Here is a 16,878-nt window from a genome sequence, read left to right as displayed (position 1 = left end):
TACCAAATAAATTGCTGTAGATTTACCACTTTTATTCTAACACACTCTACATTGTATTTCAAGAAAAATTATACAGAACTTTAAATCACTGATTATTTATATATTTATTAATTATATGCCTTAACATATAAAGGATATATCAATTTTACATAAATAAAGATAATTGGTTGGTTTCTGGAAGATTACCCAAACATCCATGGTTATTTAAAGTATCTATTACCGTTTTAGAAACTTTAGCCCTTATTCTTAAATCCTCCTTAGATATAAATTCTCCTTCCTCTCTGGCTTTTACTATATTTTTAGCAGCATTTTCCCCAAGCCCTGCCAGAGAATTCATCGGAACTCTTATTCCACTTTCTTCTATTAAAAATTTTGTAGCATGAGATTTATACAAGTCTACCTTTAAAAATTTTATTCCTCTTTTATTCATCTCATAACACAGTTCCAATATGGTAAGAAGGCCTTTATCCTTTTGCGTTAAATTATTGCCCTGAGCATAGAGCTCATCCATTTTTTTCTTTATGGCGCCTTCCCCTTGAACTACTATATCTGCATCAAACTCATTTGCCCTTACAGTAAAATATGCAGCATAATATGCCTTGGGATAGTATACTTTAAAATATGCTATTCTAACTGCCATCATTACATAAGCTACTGCATGACCTTTTGGAAACATGTATTTTATTTTTTTACAGGATTCAATATACCAATTAGGCACATTATGTTCTCTCATTATAGCTTCATGTTCTTCTTTAAGTCCCTTCCCTTTTCTCACTATTTCCATTATTGTAAAAGACGTTTTAGGGGGAAGACCTTTTTGAATCAAATATATCATTATATCATCTCTGCAAGCTATACAGTCTTGCAATGTAGTGTAGCCTTCCTTTATATAATACTGGGCATTGTTAAGCCAAACATCCGTGCCATGGGATAACCCTGAAATTCTCACTAAATCTGCAAAAGTTTTTGGATGGGTATCCATCAGCATCTGTCTTACAAACTTTGTTCCAAATTCCGGAAGCCCATAAGTTCCCACAGAGCAGTCGATTTCCTTTTCACTAACTCCAAGGGCCTCTGGAGAAGTGAATAAACTCATAACTTTTGACTCTCCAAGAGGTATGGTTTTAGGATCAAGTCCTGTTAAATCCTGAAGCATTCTAAGTACAGTGGGATCATCATGACCCAGTATATCAAGCTTTAACAATCTTCCACTTATAGAGTGATAATCAAAATGAGTAGTTATTATTTCTGTACTGTTATCATCTGCAGGATGCTGCACCGGTGTGAAATTGTGTATATCATTGTCATCTGGAACTACCATAACTCCTCCAGGATGCTGTCCCGTAGTTCTCTTTATTCCAGTACACCCTTTTGTAAGTCTTTCTATTTCAGCCTGAGGCAGCACCATATTCTTCTCTGCTATGTATTTTTTAACATATCCATAAGCAGTTTTTTCTGCTATAGTACCTATAGTTCCTGCTCTAAATACGTGATCTTTTCCAAATAAAACTTCCGTATACTTATGTACTACAGGTTGATATTCACCTGAAAAGTTCAAGTCTATATCTGGTTCTTTATCCCCTGCAAATCCCAAAAAAGTTTCAAAAGGTATATCATGACCGTCCTTCATAAGTTTTTCACCACAATTAGGACAACTTTTATCGGGCAGATCTGCTCCAGAGCCTATGGAACCATCCGTAAAAAACTCACTGTATTTACAATTTGGACACACATAATGAGGCGGAAGTCCATTAACTTCTGTAATATTAGACATAGTTGCCACAAAAGAAGATCCCACAGAACCTCTGGAACCCACCAGATACCCGTCCTTATAAGATTTTTCCACTAATTTCTGTGCAATAAGATAAAGTACAGCATATCCGTTGTTTATTATAGAATTCAACTCTTTATCCAATCTCTCCTGTACAATCTCTGGCAGATTATCCCCATATATAGAATGCACTTTTTTAAGAGTCATATTTTTAATTTCTTCTTCTGCTCCTTCTATTTTCGGAGGAAAAGTTTCATCAGGTATAGGTTTTACCTCTTCTATCATATCTGCAATCTTATTAGTATTTTCAATCACAACTTCTCTTGCTTTCTTTTCGCCTAAATATTCAAATTCGGAAAGCATCTCCTCTGTGGTTCTAAAGTAGAGAGGGGGTTGATTATCTGCATCTGAGTATCCCTGGCCTGCCATTATTATACGTCTAAATATTTCATCTTTAGGATCCATAAAGTGTACATCTCCTGTAGCTATTACAGGGATGTTATTAATACTTCCAAGGTCACATATCTTTCTATTTATGTCTTTTAATTGTTCTATATCTTTTACCAGACCATTTCTTACCATAAATAAATTATTTCCTAAAGGTTGTATTTCCAAATAGTCGTAAAAGTCTAGTATGTCCTTTAACTCACTGTCACTTTTACCTCCAAGTACCTCTTTATACACTTGACCTGCTTCACAGGCTCCTCCTATTATAAGACCCTCTCTATGTTTTATAATAATGCTTTTAGGCATTCGGGGTTTTTTAAAAAAATAATTTAAATTGGATTGAGATACCATTTTATATAAATTTTTAAGTCCTATCTGATTTTTAATCAATATTATAAGGTGGTACATAGGCTGTTTTTTAACATCTATATTACTCAAAAATTCTTTATTTAAATCTCCAAGGTTCAAAATATTTTTTTCTTTGAGCATTTTAAAACATCTTAAAAGTATTTCACAAGTAGCTCCCGCATCATCTACAGCTCTATGATGATTTTCTAAAGATATATCTAAATGTTTTGCAATTACATTTAATTTAAACTTTTTAAGCTCTGGAAATAAAAATTTACAGAGAGGTATGGTATCCATAACTGGATTTTTAAATTTTAAATTTAACTCCATGCAGTTCTTTTTTATAAATCCCACATCAAAATTAGCATTATGAGCCACCACTACAGAATTATCTATAAATTCCATAAATTTAGGCAGAATAGCTTTTATATTTTCACAATTTTGTACCATTTCATCTGTGATACCGGTAAGTTGTGTAATAGTTAGTGGTATCGACCTTTCTGGATTTACAAACTCACTAAAATTACCTATTACTTTTCCTTCTTTTATTTTAATGGCACCTATTTCTATTATATTATCATTTGTCATAGAGAAACCTGTAGTTTCAATATCAAAAATTACAAAAGTATCATCTAATGTTTTTTCATCTCCATTTACAGCAATAGGAATACCATCATCCACCATATATGCTTCTATACCATATATAACTTTAATGTTGTTCTTTTTAGCCGCTTCCATAGCTTCCGGGAATGCCTGAACTACACCGTGGTCCGTTATTGCAATAGCCTTATGTCCCCACAGAGCCGCTCTTTTAATAAGATCCGATGCAGAACTAACTGCATCCATAGCACTCATTTGAGTATGTAGATGAAGTTCCACTCTTTTCTCTTCTGAGGTATCCATTTTTTCTTCTTTGTGAATTTTTACTATATCCTTAGCCATTATGACTAACTCTCTTGCATAAATATCATTTACAGCTTCTCCTTTGACCATACAATAGAGCCCTTCTTTTATTTCCTCTATTATTCTATCTACATCTTTAGGCTTTGGAAAAAACTTCACTGTAATAGAACTTGTATAGTCAGTTATATAAAAAGTAACTATTTTTCTTCCCGTCTTGGTCTCTATAATTTCTTTTTTAAATATGTCTCCTTTTATTATAACTGTCTTAGATATATCAGTTATACTTACAATTTCCACAGGAACTCCGCTTATAGCTTTTCCTATAATTACAGGGCTTCTCTCATGACAATTTTCTTTTCTATCTACCCCTTTATGTTCTTCAATTTTTTTTGCTGCAGAAGACATATCACTGGATTTTCTAAACTTTTCATCCCTATATTTAAAAATACTTTCTATATATTTTTTTTCTTCTCTTTCGCTTTTCTCCAAATAATCTTTAATGTTCAACGCCTTATCATAATTTACAACTACAGAACATTCAACACCAAATAAATCCCTTATAGTTCTGCACATAAGTTTTTCTATATTTTTATTTTTAAGTAAATTACATATAAACTCATTTCCGGTAGAAATTTTAAGCAGATCTCCCTCTACTTCCTTAGAACATTTTTCTAAAAATTCTCTGCATACAGGAATATATGAAGCCATTATGCCTGTAAGCTCAATCCAGTGAACCTCACTTATATCTTTTAAGCATATATTAGATATATCCTTATAACATATAAGTTCTATACTGCAAAAGCCTCCCAATTTTTTATTAATTATATCCCGTATTTTACTTTGTATACGAGAATCCAAGCTTTCTTGTGACTTCACTATTACCTTTAATTTATTACTCTTTTTGAGATACTGTATTTTTAAAAGTTTTATACTTTCTGTCATGGTGTTACTGTCTAAATCCAAATCCTCTTGCAGCATCTTTACAATATCCACACCCATTCTTTACCTCCTCAACCTATCAAGTGATTCAGAGGTTCAGGTGGAGTTTGCTTATAAGGAATACCTTTCTCCATCTGAGCCCTAGAAGAACTTATCCAGAGGCGTTAGTCACGCTTATCCTCCACTTTTGAAGAAGATGGGGGTTTAGCGATGGTAGCCTTCGGATAACTCCAAAAGATGGTATATGAGAGCGAATTTTTAAACAATACATTATTTAAAAATCAAATATTTTTCACTTCTTCTATAAGTGCATCCACTAAATTCTCCTCTTTTACCCTTCTCAATATTTTTCCTTTTTTAAATATAAGTCCTTCTCCCATGCCTCCTGCTATGCCGATATCTGCTTCTTTTGCTTCTCCTGGTCCGTTTACCACACATCCCATAACAGCTACCTTTATGTTTTTATCCACATTAGAAAGTTTTTTCTCTACTTCTTCAGCTATCTTAATTAAATCAATTTTTGTTCTCCCACAGGTAGGACAGGATATAAATTCTATTCCTTCTTTTAGATGTCCACATGCTTTTAATATTTCCCTGCCTACTCTAACTTCTTCTACGGGATTTCCTGTAAGAGAAACTCTTATAGTATCTCCTATTCCCTCCATCAAAAGAGTTCCTACGCCTACACTAGATTTTATAGTACCCCTCCACAAAGTTCCTGCTTCTGTTACTCCAAGATGAAGTGGATACCTTACTAATTTAGATATTTGCCTGTAACTTTGTACCATGTCATTTACATTTGAAGATTTTATGGATATAACTATGTTATAAAATCCTATATCCTCTAATATCCTAACATGCTCTAGCGCACTCTCCACCAGTGCTTCAGCACATACCCTGCCATATTTATTTAAAATATCTTTTTTTAAGGAGCCTGAATTAACCCCTATTCTAATTGGAACATTTCTCTCTCCTGCTGATTTCACCACCATCTTTACTTTATCTATATTCCCAATATTTCCTGGATTTATTCTAAGAGCTGACACTCCATTTTCTATGGACTTAATAGCTAACTTATAATCAAAATGTATATCTGCCACCAGCGGTATAGACACTTCTTTTAAAATAGTTTTTAAGGCATCACAGGCTTCCATATCCGGTACTGCACATCTTACTATATCACACCCTGCCTTCTTAAGATTATGTATTTGTTCTATGGTAGCCTTTGTATTTTTTGTATCCGTATTAGTCATCGACTGCACAGCTATAGGAGCATTACCTCCTATAACCACCTTTCCTACTCTTATTTCTTTAGTATTTGCCCTTTTCACCTTTTCACCTTCTTTAAAATATTAGAGTTTAAATAAAAACTAAAATTTTATAGGATAAAATATATCTTTTACAGTGACTAATACCATCAGAGCCATAAGTATAGCAAAACCCACATAGTTTATTATACCTACCTTGTTATCATCTACTTTCCTGCCTGTTACTATTTCAAATAAAAATAGCAATATATACCCTCCATCTAAAGCTGGAAATGGTATTATATTAAATATGGCAAGTTGTATACTTATGTAGGCTGAAAAAGCCAATAAACTCAATATACCTGCTTTTGCTGCCGCACCAGAAATTTTTATTATGGTCAAAGGTCCTCCTACATCATTCATAGATGCCTTTCCTTTAAATAATGTTTTAAAAAAACTAAATGTCTGTTTTATAAGTGACTTAGTTTCTATAACTCCATAGGACATGGATTGGGCTAGGGTAGGATTAGTTACCTGAGTGCCTTCAATTCCAACAATATACCTATTTTCCTTTTCATCCTTTATTGGAGTTACATTTACTTGATTTGTTATTCCTTTACGTTCATAACTTATATTGATTGGATTTCCTGCAGTGGTATATATTTCTGTAACAAAATCCTCCCAGGTGGATATCTTGGAATCATTGACTTTGGTTATTTTATCTCCCGACTTAATTCCTGCCATAGCTGCCGGTCCATTAGAGATGGTTTTACTTACTACAGGAGAGAGATATCCTCTAGCAGAAGCTATAATAGAAAACAATATTATACCCAATATAAAATTCATTATAGGTCCTGCTGCTACAATACTAAGTTTTCTAACAGCACTTTTATTATTAAAGGCCCTTGGATCATCACTTTTTCCTTCATCACCAAGCATTTTAACATAACCTCCAATAGGAAGAAGTTTTATAAGATACTCAGTTTCCTTTCCTTTTATTCCAAAAAGCTTAGGTCCCATACCTATGGAAAATTCCTCTACCTTTACACCATTTAATTTTGCTAATATAAAATGTCCCAGTTCGTGAATTATAATTAACACACCAAACGCTATTATAGCTAATATTATATACAAGTGGTATTCCTCCTAATCATATTTCTTTTATTTACTAAATCTATCTTTTACATATTTCTTCACTTTTATTTCTATATGTAGTAAATCTTCTACAGTGTATATGTTAGAATAGGTAAATTTATTCATACACTCTTCTAATATATAGCTTATATCTAAAAACTTAATCTTATTAAGAAGAAAAAGTTCCACCGCTGCTTCATTGGCACAATTTAGTATAGCAGGCATTGTACCTCCAATTTTTCCTGCATCATATGCTAATTTAAGCGGTTTAAAAGTATCTATATCAGGTTTTTCAAAACTTAGATTTTTCATATTATAAAAGTCAAGCCTATCTACTAAAGCTTCTCTTCTTTTAGTGTAATTTAATGCATACTGTATAGGAAGTCTCATATCGGCACTGGCAAGCTGTGCCATAATGCTTCCATCCTTATATTCTACCATAGAGTGAACTATACTTTCGGGATGAACTACTACCTTTATTTTTTCATAAGGCATATCAAAAAGAAAATGAGCTTCTATAACTTCCAGTCCTTTATTCATGAGAGTAGCAGAATCTATAGTAAGTTTTTTTCCCATTTTCCAGCTGGGATGATTTAATGCTTCTTTTACGGTGACATTCAAAAGCTGTTCTCTAGTCTTTCCTCTAAAAGGTCCTCCAGAAGCAGTGAGATACAATCTTTCTATATCCTGAAAGTTATTTCCTTTAATGCATTGAAAAATGGCACTATGCTCAGAATCCACAGGAAATATCTTTATATTATTTTTTTTTGCTAATTTTGTAACTAACTCTCCTGCTACTACCAGTGTTTCTTTATTAGCCAGCGCTATATCTTTACCTGATTCTATTGCCTTTATAGTGGGAACCAGCCCTACCATTCCAACTACAGAAGTAAGCACCATGTCAATATCCGGCAAAGCGGCTATGGTATTTAACCCATCTATTCCAAATAATATTTTGGTATCTAAATTTTTATTACTACAATGATCCTTAAATTTTAAGTAAGCATTTCTTTCAGTTAATACCGCATAGGAAGGATTAAATTCATCTACTATATCTAAAAGTTTGTTTACACTACTATGGGAAGATATTGCTACAAGCTTAAAGTTTTCCTCATCCTTTCTCAATATGTCTAAAGCCTGAGTGCCTATAGAGCCAGTAACACCCAGTATAGAAATTTTTTTCATTGTAACAACTCCTTATACTAAATACAACTACAAACCAAACATAATTTTAATATGATTAACTATACCATATTTATGTTATAAAATAAATAACCTTATCATTTACATATAATTTACAATATTTTATTATATTCTCAAAATAATATGGGTTCATAAGCATAATAGCTTAAAGACAAAAAGAGAGATCTTCCATCTATATGAAAAATCTCCCTAAATAACAAATCTTAATATACATAAATAGCTGCAACAAACACTAAGTAATAGTATACTACAACTCCAGAAAAAAGTATGCTGTCAAATCTGTCTAAAATACCCCCATGCCCCGGTATTAAATTACCATAATCTTTTACTTTTGTATATCTTTTTATGGAGGAAGCAGCCAAATCTCCAAATTGGCAAAATATGCCACTTAATATACCTAATATTATATAGTGGTATAAGGGCATAGGTATTCCCATTATAATGGCAAAGCCCCCGAATAAACAACATGCTATGGCACTTCCAATAACTCCTCCAATAGCTCCTTCTACAGTTTTTTTAGGACTCACCTTAGGACAGAGCTTTTTTTTCCCAAAAAACTTGCCTGTATAATAGGCACAAGTATCACAGCACCATGCAGATATAACTATAAGCCATACCATATAATTCCCATACAAACCCTTATTTACCAGAGTTATCGTACTAAAAAATAAGGCTATATATAAAAATCCAAATAAAGTGACAGCTATGTCTAAAAAATTATATTCTATATCTACAACCAGAACACATAAAAGCATAAAAATGGACACTATAATAGTAAAAAATAAAAATTTATAATTTACTTCTGTCTTTAAACTTATATAATAAATTATACATAGTAGATATCCTATTATATTTATTGGATTTAAACGTTTAGTTTTTGTTACTTTGTAAAATTCATACATTCCTACAAGAGAAATTATCATAATACCATATTTTAAATAAATACCACCTAAAAATAATATAAAAACAAAAGGTATTAATGTAACAGCTCCCAAATATCTATTATTCACTACTCCACCTCCATAATAAGGTATATAAAAATATCAACAGTCAAAAAACTATCAAGTGATTCAGATGTTCAGATGAAATTTGCTTATAAAAGAAATACTTTTCTTCATCTGAACTCTAAAAGAACTTATCCAAGGGCATGGCAGTACTCATCCTTCACTTTTAAGAAGTTTGGGAGTGTCAGCTAACTTTAGCCTTTGGATAAATATATTTTACTATTATACAGTTCCAAATCTTCTATCCCTATTTTGATAATCGAAAATAGCTTTATGAAGGTGCCAAACTTTAAAGTCCGGCCAATTTATATCAGAATACCAAAATTCAGAATATGCACACTGCCATAAAAGAAAATTACTTAAACGTTGTTCTCCACTAGGTCTTATTATTAAATCAGGATCAGGCATATTTTTTGTATACAAATACCCAGATAAAGTATCTTCAGTTATATTATCTTTACTGATTTTTCCGGAATTTATATCCTCATACATAAGTTTAAATGCTCTAACTATTTCATCTCTTCCGCCATAGTTTAGTGCCAAATTTAAATTTAATCCTGTATTGTTTTTTGTATTTTTATTAGATGTAATCAATTCTTTTTCACACAAAGAAGGTAACTTATGTATATTGCCTATATAATTTATTACAACATTATTGTCATTTAACTCTTTAAATTCTCTTCTTAAATATTCCACTAAGAGATTCATAAGGGAACTAACTTCTTCTTTAGGTCTTTTCCAATTTTCTGTGGAAAAAGCATATAGAGTTAAATACTTCACTTTTAGATTACTACATTCTTTTACAATCTCCCTTATGGCCTCCACTCCTGCTTTATGTCCCATAACTCTTGGAAGATTTCTTTTCTTGGCCCATCTTCCATTTCCATCCATTATAATAGCTATATGTGATGGAATATTATTTAAATCAATATGTACCTTTTCATCTTCATTTTTTTTACTCCTATGAGAATTAAAGAACTTTAACATGAATATATCTCCATTCATTAAAATTTATATTTAATAAAAACCTGCAAATTGGCAGGTTTTAAAATCTAATTATAATGACATAATCTCCTTTTCTTTCTTTTCAAGTATTGCATCTATATTCTTTATAAAAATGTCAGTTTTTTTCTGTATTTGTTCCTCACCTTTTTTAATTTCATCCTCGGAAATATCATTTTTCTTTTTTAAAGCTTTAAATTTATCGTTACATTCTCTTCTTATTCCCCTTACAGCCACTTTTGAATCTTCACCGGTTTTTTTTATGTTCTTAACTATATTTTTTCTCGTTTCCTCTGTAAGCTCAGGTATTATAAGTCTTATTATCTCTCCATCATTTGATGGATTTATACCAAGATCAGATTTCAATATTGCTTTTTCTATAGATTTCAATGCACTTTTATCCCATGGTTGTATGGCAAGTATTCTAGCCTCAGGAACAGATATGCCTGCTAATTGACTTATAGGGGTCATTGCACCATAATACTCCACTTCTATTTTATCTAATATGGCAGGATTAGCTCTTCCTGCTTTCATAGAAGCTAGTTCTTTTACTAAAACATCTACAGTCTTATTCATCTTTTCATCTGCCTTATTTAAAATATCTTTAATCATAAAAATACCTCCTTATTTCTATTCTTTACAAACAAGCGTACCAATTTTTTCCCCAAGAACAATTTTACTTATGTTCTCCGGTTTATCAAGTCCAAATACTAAAATAGGTATGTCGTTATCCATACAAAGCGATGTAGCTGTAGAATCCATAACCTGAAGTCCCTTTTCAAGTACTTCAATATAAGTTAATTTGTCAAATTTTTTAGCATCACTATATTTATAAGGGTCTTTGTCGTAAACACCGTCTACTTTTTTGGCAAGTAATATAATTTCTGCTTCTATTTCCGCTGCCCTGAGGGACGCAGTGGTATCCGTAGAAAAATAAGGGTTTCCTGTACCTGCTGCAAATATTACTACCCTGTTCTTTTCCAAATGTCTCATAGCTCTTCTTCTTATAAAGGGTTCTGCCACTTCTTTCATTTCAATGGCCGTCTGTACTCTTGTGTTTATGCCTAGATCTTCAAGTGAATCCTGAAGCGCCAAAGCATTTATACATGTAGCAAGCATTCCCATATAATCTGCTGTGGTCCTATCCATTCCCTTGCCGCTTCTTCCTCTCCATATATTTCCTCCACCAACTACGATTCCTACTGACACTCCCATTGATATCAACTTTTTTATTTCAGTGGCTATACTTTTTGTTATATCGAAATCTATTCCATATCCAATATCCCCTGAAAGAGCTTCTCCTGAAAGTTTCAGCATTACTCTCTTGTATATAGGATTACACATTATATTATACCTCCAAACTATAGTAAAGTGAAACTACAATAAAAAAATATTTTTTAGCACCCTAAAAAAGAGAACACGCAGTGTCCTCTTTTAAGTTACTATTTACCCTCTATCTGCTTTCTAACCTCTTCAGCAAAATCTTCCTCTTTTTTCTCTATACCTTCACCTTTTTCAAATCTTATGAAATTAGATATTTTTATAGGTGCTCCCACTTCTTTTGACTTGCTCTTTAAATATTTGTCAATAGTTAAATCAGAGTCTTTTACCCATAGTTGTTCAATTAAACAATTCTCTTTATAATATTTTTGAACTCTACCCATAACTATTTTTTCAGCAATTTTTTCAGGTTTACCTTCATTTAATGCTTGAACTTTAAATATTTCTTTTTCTTTATCCAAAGTAGCGCCATCTACTGTATCTTTACTTAAAAACAACGGATTAGTTGCAGCAACCTGCATAGCTGCATCTTTTGCAACTTCTTTTAAAATTTCACTTTCTTTTTCACATTCAAGTTTAACAAGAACTCCTATCCTTCCGCCACCATGTATATAACTTTCAATTAAACCCTTTGAAACAGCCAATCTCTCAAATCTTCTTATTGCCATATTTTCTCCAAGTTTTGAAATTAAATTTACTAATGTTTCGCTTACGGTTTTACTATCATCTGATATATACTTTTCCTCACTTAATTCCTCTACTGTAGTGGACTCAGACAAAGAAATCTGTTTTGCTAAATTATCTACAAAATTTACGAAATCCGCATTTACCGCTACAAAATCTGTTTCACAGTTTACTTCTACTATGGAAGCAACCTTCCCATCTTCTGAAACATATGTCTTGACTAATCCTTCAGAAGCTATTCTGCCAGATTTTTTAGCTGCAGCTGCCAATCCCTTTTCTCTTAATATTTCAATAGCCTTCTCTGAATCTCCACCTGCTTCATTTAAAGCTTTCTTGCAGTCCATCATCCCTGCTCCAGTTCTTTCTCTAAGTTCCTTTACCATCTGTGCAGTTATCATAAATATATCCGTCATGTAACATAAGATTTTTAAAAATCTTACATTTACTTCCCTGTTCATAGTATTTTAAAGCTGTGCTTTCCATTGGTCCCGTACTCCCAGGGCTTAAATTCGGATGCATAACACCCTACCTGGCAATTATAAAAATTGCCAACAACGGTTTTTCAACTCCTCTCCTAACTTGTATTTGACCCTAATATATAAAACTTCTATAAGTTAAATTACTCCTCAGCTAATTGTTCCCCTTGTCTTCCTTCAATTACTGCATCTGCCACTTTAGATGTAATTAATTTTACTGCCCTTATTGCATCATCATTACCAGGTATAACATAATCAACTTCATCTGGATCGCAGTTTGTATCTACTATAGCAACTACTGGAATACCCAAAATTTTAGCTTCTGAAATAGCATTTTTTTCTTTTCTTGGATCAACTACGAACAATGCACCTACATTTTCTGCATTCATAGCCTTGATTCCACCTAAATTTCTCTCAAGTTTTTGCTTTTCATTTCTTAATTTTATAACTTCTTTTTTTGAAAGAACTTCAAACGTTCCATCCTCTTCCATTTTTTCTAATTCTTCTAACTTCCCGATTCTATTCCTTATAGTTAAGAAATTAGTAAGCATACCTCCAAGCCATCTATTATTTACATAATGCATATTGCTTCTCTTAGCCTCTTCTTTAATAGCTTCCTGTGCCTGCTTCTTGGTACCTATAAATAATATGTCCTTCCCTTCAGATGCAATTTTCTTCACAAATTCATAAGCTTCTTCAATTTTTCTTACTGTCTTTTGTAAATCTATTATATAGATTCCATTTCTTTCAGTAAAAATATATGAAGCCATTTTAGGATTCCATCTTCTAGTCTGATGGCCAAAATGAACACCAGATTCTAATAATTGTTTCATTGAAATAATTGACATTATATTTCCCTCCTAGGTTTTTCCTCCATTATCTTCATATTTACAAATCAACCCACGGGGCACCTACTTATAAATTAGATAATGTGTGTATTTTAATACCTTATGTAGTATACCACATGGTATACATCTATTCAATAAAAATTACAATATTTAACCACGATAAAATTATTTTATCTTCTTCAATTCATCTAACAATTTATCATTTAATATTTTGATATGAGTTCCCTTCATTCCAAGAGATCTGGATTCTATTACTCCTGCACTTTCAAACTTTCTAAGTGCATTAACTATTACAGATCTAGTTATTCCAACCTTATCTGCTATTTTAGATGCTACAAGCAATCCTTCTTTTCCATCTAACTCGTTAAATATATGTTCTACAGCTTCTAATTCAGAATAAGATAATGTTCCAATTGCTAGTTGAACTACAGCTTTTTTTCTAGCTTCTTCTTCAATCTCATCATTTTTAGACTTTAATATTTCAAGACCTACTATAGTTGCACTATACTCTCCCAAAACTAAATCCTCATCTGTAAACTTTTCTCCAAAACTAGCAAGTAATAGAGTACCTAATCTTTCCCTATTCCCTATTATAGGAACTATAGTTGTAACTTTATCCTCCAAATCACAAGGAGTTCCATCTTCAAAAACGCAAATTCCATGATTTGATAAGTTCGGAAGGGTTTCATGGGCATTCAGCAATCTATTATTGTACTGTTCTGGAAATCTCATTTCACTTATTATCTTATTTTTTACTGTACTACATTCAAAACCATCTGGGAAATTATACCCCAATACTTTTCCTTTCCTGCTTATGACATAGACATTACAGCCTAAAACTTCACTCAATATTTTACATATATCATCAAAAACTACCGGTTCCACCCCTGATTTTTGTAATATCTTATTGAGTTTTCTTGTTTTATCTAATAATGTTGACATTTATATCCTCCTCATTGCCACTAGAATTTATTTTATATACCTAAATGATTAATCAATTAAAACCTTACTTAAAAATATTTGAAAAATGTATATCTTGTTAATACTGATAAAAAGAATTTTTTAAACCATAGTGCTAATAATTTTGACTTTTTAAAATATTTAGAATTATATTTTATCCATTAATTATGATAACATAATAATTATTATAATTCAACTATGATTTACTGACATATACCGGTTAGAAGTTTAAAAACCCTGGAAAATTATTTAAACATTCACCAAGGTTTTTACATAATTTTTATAAGGAAGACTTTTTTATAAAATATATTACTTATTATCTTCTAACTCTTTGTACTCTTTATGTTTGCATTCTGAATTAGAACACTCTAAATAATTTCCTTTTGATTTGCTATATTTCTTAACCATATAACTGTGACACAAAGGACACTGCTCATTTGTGGGTTCTAGCCAACTTACAAAATCACAGTCTGGATAAGAACTACATCCATAAAATTTTCTACCTTTTCTGCTTTTCTTTACTAAAATCTTCTCTCCACATTTAGGACACTTAACATCCAGTTCTTCTACTATAGGTTTTGTATTTTTACACTCCGGATAACCTGGACATGCTAGAAAATCTCCAAATCTCCCATGTTTTATAACCATATTTCTTCCACACTTGTCACACTTTACATCCGTGACTTTATCTTCTATGGTAATTCTTGCAACTTCTTTTTCTGCTATCTCAATAGCTTTTTTTAAAGGTTCATAAAATTTTCCTACTACTTTAGTCCAGTTATCCTTTCCTTCTTCAATGTTATCTAGTTTAGATTCTATTTCAGCAGTAAATTCCACATCTACTACCTGTTTAAAGTATTCACTAACTATATTATTTACTATATCTCCAAGTTCCGTTGGAATCAAAGTCTTCTTTTCCCTTTGTATATATTTTCTATCTAAAAGAGTAGATAAAATAGGAGCATAGGTGCTAGGTCTACCTATACCATTTTCTTCAAGAGTTTTTACCAAGGATGCTTCTGAAAATCTAGCGGGCGGCTGTGTAAAATGTTGTTTTCCATCTATGGATTTTTTTAACAGAAGTTCTCCTTCTTCTAATTTTGGTAGGACTATATCTAATTTTTCTTCCTCTGTTACATACTGATATACTTTCATAAACCCGTAAAAACTTATTTTAGAACCTCCAACTTTTAATCCATAATTATTATTAACTATATCTATAGATGTAACATCAATTTTTGCAGAAGCCATTTGGCTGGCCACAAATCTGTCCCATATCAGTTTGTATACCTTGTACTGATCTGGTTTTAAATCTGCCTTGGCTTTATCTGGTGTTATCTCTATGTTAGTAGGTCTTATGGCTTCATGGGCATCCTGTATATTTTTCTTACTTTTAAAATTCCTAGGTGTGGATTCAACATATTCTTTTCCAAACTGATTTACTATAAAATCTCTACAGACTTGTTGAGCTTCTTTAGAAATTCTTACAGAATCAGTTCTCATATAAGTTATAAGACCTATAGTCCCATGGCCTTTTATGTCCACTCCTTCATAAAGCTGTTGTGCTATGGACATAGTTCTCTTTGTGGAAAAATTCAATTTTTTATATGCATCTTGCTGAAGAGTACTTGTAATAAATGGAGGAAGAGGATTTTTATTTTTAGAAGTATTTTTAATGGATTTTACAATAAAATCCCCACTTTCCAATTCCTTGATGATCTTATCCGCTTCATCTTTATTAGAAATTTCAATCTTTTTTTTATTTAAAGTAGTAAGTCTTACATTAAAACATTTGCTTTCGGTCATCTTATGAAGCATACATTCTATAGTCCAATATTCTTCAGGTACAAAACTCAGTATCTTCTTTTCTCTCTCACATATCATCTTAAGTGCTACAGATTGTACTCTACCTGCACTTAATCCCCATTTAACTTTTCTCCAGAGTATTGGACTTATTTTATATCCTACTAACCTATCCAATATTCTTCTAGCCTGTTGAGCATTAACCAAATTTATATTTATTTCTCGTGCAGATTTTATAGAATTTTTTACAGCATTTTTAGTAATTTCATGAAATTCTATTCTACACTTTTCATTCTCATCTAATTTCAGAACATGAGATAAGTGCCATGAAATAGCCTCTCCCTCTCTATCTGGGTCTGTAGCTAAATATATTTTTTCACTCTTTTTTGCCTGCTTTCTGAGTTTATCTAAGATTTCCCCTTTTCCTCTTATAGTTATATATTTAGGATTATAATCATTATCTATATCAACTCCCAATTGACTTTTGGGAAGATCTCTAACATGGCCCATTGAAGCTTCTACTACATAATTCTTGCCTAAATATTTTCCTATGGTCTTAGCTTTTGCCGGTGATTCAACTATAACTAATTTTTGTCCCATTTTATGCTCTGGTTATCGTAAAAATCTAATCCAGAGTACTGCACCCCCTTATTTTACCCATTAATATTTATCATAAGGCTGAAATTAACTAACACCCCTGGTTTCCTCAAAATGTGGAATGGGCACTGCTATGCCTTTAGATAAGTGTTTCTAAGGGCTAGATGGAAAAAAGCATCCTTAATGAGCAAACTCCACCTAAACCTCTGAATCACTTTATAGTCTCTTTAA

Annotated in this window: 12 protein-coding genes; all 12 read right to left on the bottom strand. The window is 32.0% G+C overall.

The features are described from left to right. Nucleotides 1-145: 145 nt before the first annotated feature. Nucleotides 146-4,468 carry a PolC-type DNA polymerase III gene (locus BS101_RS08520; RefSeq protein ID WP_073538439.1) on the bottom strand — a complete coding sequence of 1,441 codons (4,323 nt, stop codon included), beginning with the start codon at nucleotides 4,466-4,468 and terminating at the stop codon, nucleotides 146-148. Nucleotides 4,469-4,689: 221 nt separating this feature from the next. Beyond that, nucleotides 4,690-5,739, bottom strand: coding sequence for a flavodoxin-dependent (E)-4-hydroxy-3-methylbut-2-enyl-diphosphate synthase (ispG, locus tag BS101_RS08515; RefSeq protein WP_073538438.1), 1,050 nt, complete (start codon nucleotides 5,737-5,739; stop codon nucleotides 4,690-4,692). Between the two features lie 39 nt (nucleotides 5,740-5,778). Next, the gene (gene rseP, locus BS101_RS08510) at nucleotides 5,779-6,789 is read right to left on the bottom strand and encodes an RIP metalloprotease RseP (protein ID WP_012101813.1); all 1,011 of its coding nucleotides are present in this window, start codon (nucleotides 6,787-6,789) and stop codon (nucleotides 5,779-5,781) included. Between the two features lie 27 nt (nucleotides 6,790-6,816). Next, entirely contained in the window at nucleotides 6,817-7,974 is a 1,158-nt protein-coding gene (locus BS101_RS08505) for a 1-deoxy-D-xylulose-5-phosphate reductoisomerase (protein ID WP_073538437.1), read from the bottom strand. A gap of 221 nt (nucleotides 7,975-8,195) precedes the next feature. After that, the gene (locus tag BS101_RS08500; protein ID WP_073538436.1) at nucleotides 8,196-9,002 is read right to left on the bottom strand and encodes a phosphatidate cytidylyltransferase; all 807 of its coding nucleotides are present in this window, start codon (nucleotides 9,000-9,002) and stop codon (nucleotides 8,196-8,198) included. A 216-nt stretch (nucleotides 9,003-9,218) separates the two neighbouring features. Then, entirely contained in the window at nucleotides 9,219-9,983 is a 765-nt protein-coding gene (locus BS101_RS08495; RefSeq protein WP_073538435.1) for an isoprenyl transferase, read from the bottom strand. A 69-nt stretch (nucleotides 9,984-10,052) separates the two neighbouring features. Beyond that, nucleotides 10,053-10,610, bottom strand: coding sequence for a ribosome recycling factor (gene frr / locus BS101_RS08490; RefSeq protein WP_073538434.1), 558 nt, complete (start codon nucleotides 10,608-10,610; stop codon nucleotides 10,053-10,055). 18 nt (nucleotides 10,611-10,628) lie between these two features. Further along, the gene (pyrH, locus tag BS101_RS08485) at nucleotides 10,629-11,342 is read right to left on the bottom strand and encodes a UMP kinase (RefSeq protein WP_073538433.1); all 714 of its coding nucleotides are present in this window, start codon (nucleotides 11,340-11,342) and stop codon (nucleotides 10,629-10,631) included. A 98-nt stretch (nucleotides 11,343-11,440) separates the two neighbouring features. Further along, on the bottom strand, nucleotides 11,441-12,361 hold the full coding sequence (tsf, locus tag BS101_RS08480) for a translation elongation factor Ts (protein WP_073541196.1): 921 nt from the start codon (nucleotides 12,359-12,361) through the stop codon (nucleotides 11,441-11,443). Between the two features lie 221 nt (nucleotides 12,362-12,582). Then, nucleotides 12,583-13,287: a 30S ribosomal protein S2 gene (rpsB, locus tag BS101_RS08475; protein WP_012101806.1), complete on the bottom strand. Its 705-nt coding sequence runs from the start codon at nucleotides 13,285-13,287 to the stop codon at nucleotides 12,583-12,585. Between the two features lie 165 nt (nucleotides 13,288-13,452). Further along, the gene (gene codY / locus BS101_RS08470) at nucleotides 13,453-14,229 is read right to left on the bottom strand and encodes a GTP-sensing pleiotropic transcriptional regulator CodY (RefSeq protein ID WP_073538432.1); all 777 of its coding nucleotides are present in this window, start codon (nucleotides 14,227-14,229) and stop codon (nucleotides 13,453-13,455) included. Nucleotides 14,230-14,556: 327 nt separating this feature from the next. Beyond that, entirely contained in the window at nucleotides 14,557-16,650 is a 2,094-nt protein-coding gene (gene topA, locus BS101_RS08465) for a type I DNA topoisomerase (RefSeq protein WP_073538431.1), read from the bottom strand. Nucleotides 16,651-16,878: the final 228 nt, after the last annotated feature.

It is taken from the genome of Clostridium kluyveri, from assembly GCF_001902295.1.
In the GTDB taxonomy this organism is placed as follows: Bacteria; Bacillota; Clostridia; order Clostridiales; family Clostridiaceae; genus Clostridium_B; species Clostridium_B kluyveri_B.
This window is presented reverse-complemented; position numbering and strand designations above follow the sequence as displayed.

Bases quoted from the DNA above. Each gene is read 5' to 3' on its own strand.
- BS101_RS08520 (WP_073538439.1), bottom strand. From the start codon at position 4,468: ATGGGTGTGGATATTGTAAAGATGCTGCAAGAGGATTTGGATTTAGAC.
- rpsB (WP_012101806.1), bottom strand. From the start codon at position 13,287: ATGTCAATTATTTCAATGAAACAATTATTAGAATCTGGTGTTCATTTT.
- frr (WP_073538434.1), bottom strand. From the start codon at position 10,610: ATGATTAAAGATATTTTAAATAAGGCAGATGAAAAGATGAATAAGACT.
- topA (WP_073538431.1), bottom strand. From the start codon at position 16,650: ATGGGACAAAAATTAGTTATAGTTGAATCACCGGCAAAAGCTAAGACC.
- BS101_RS08505 (WP_073538437.1), bottom strand. From the start codon at position 7,974: ATGAAAAAAATTTCTATACTGGGTGTTACTGGCTCTATAGGCACTCAG.
- pyrH (WP_073538433.1), bottom strand. From the start codon at position 11,342: ATGTGTAATCCTATATACAAGAGAGTAATGCTGAAACTTTCAGGAGAA.
- BS101_RS08495 (WP_073538435.1), bottom strand. From the start codon at position 9,983: ATGTTAAAGTTCTTTAATTCTCATAGGAGTAAAAAAAATGAAGATGAA.
- tsf (WP_073541196.1), bottom strand. From the start codon at position 12,361: ATGATAACTGCACAGATGGTAAAGGAACTTAGAGAAAGAACTGGAGCA.
- codY (WP_073538432.1), bottom strand. From the start codon at position 14,229: ATGTCAACATTATTAGATAAAACAAGAAAACTCAATAAGATATTACAA.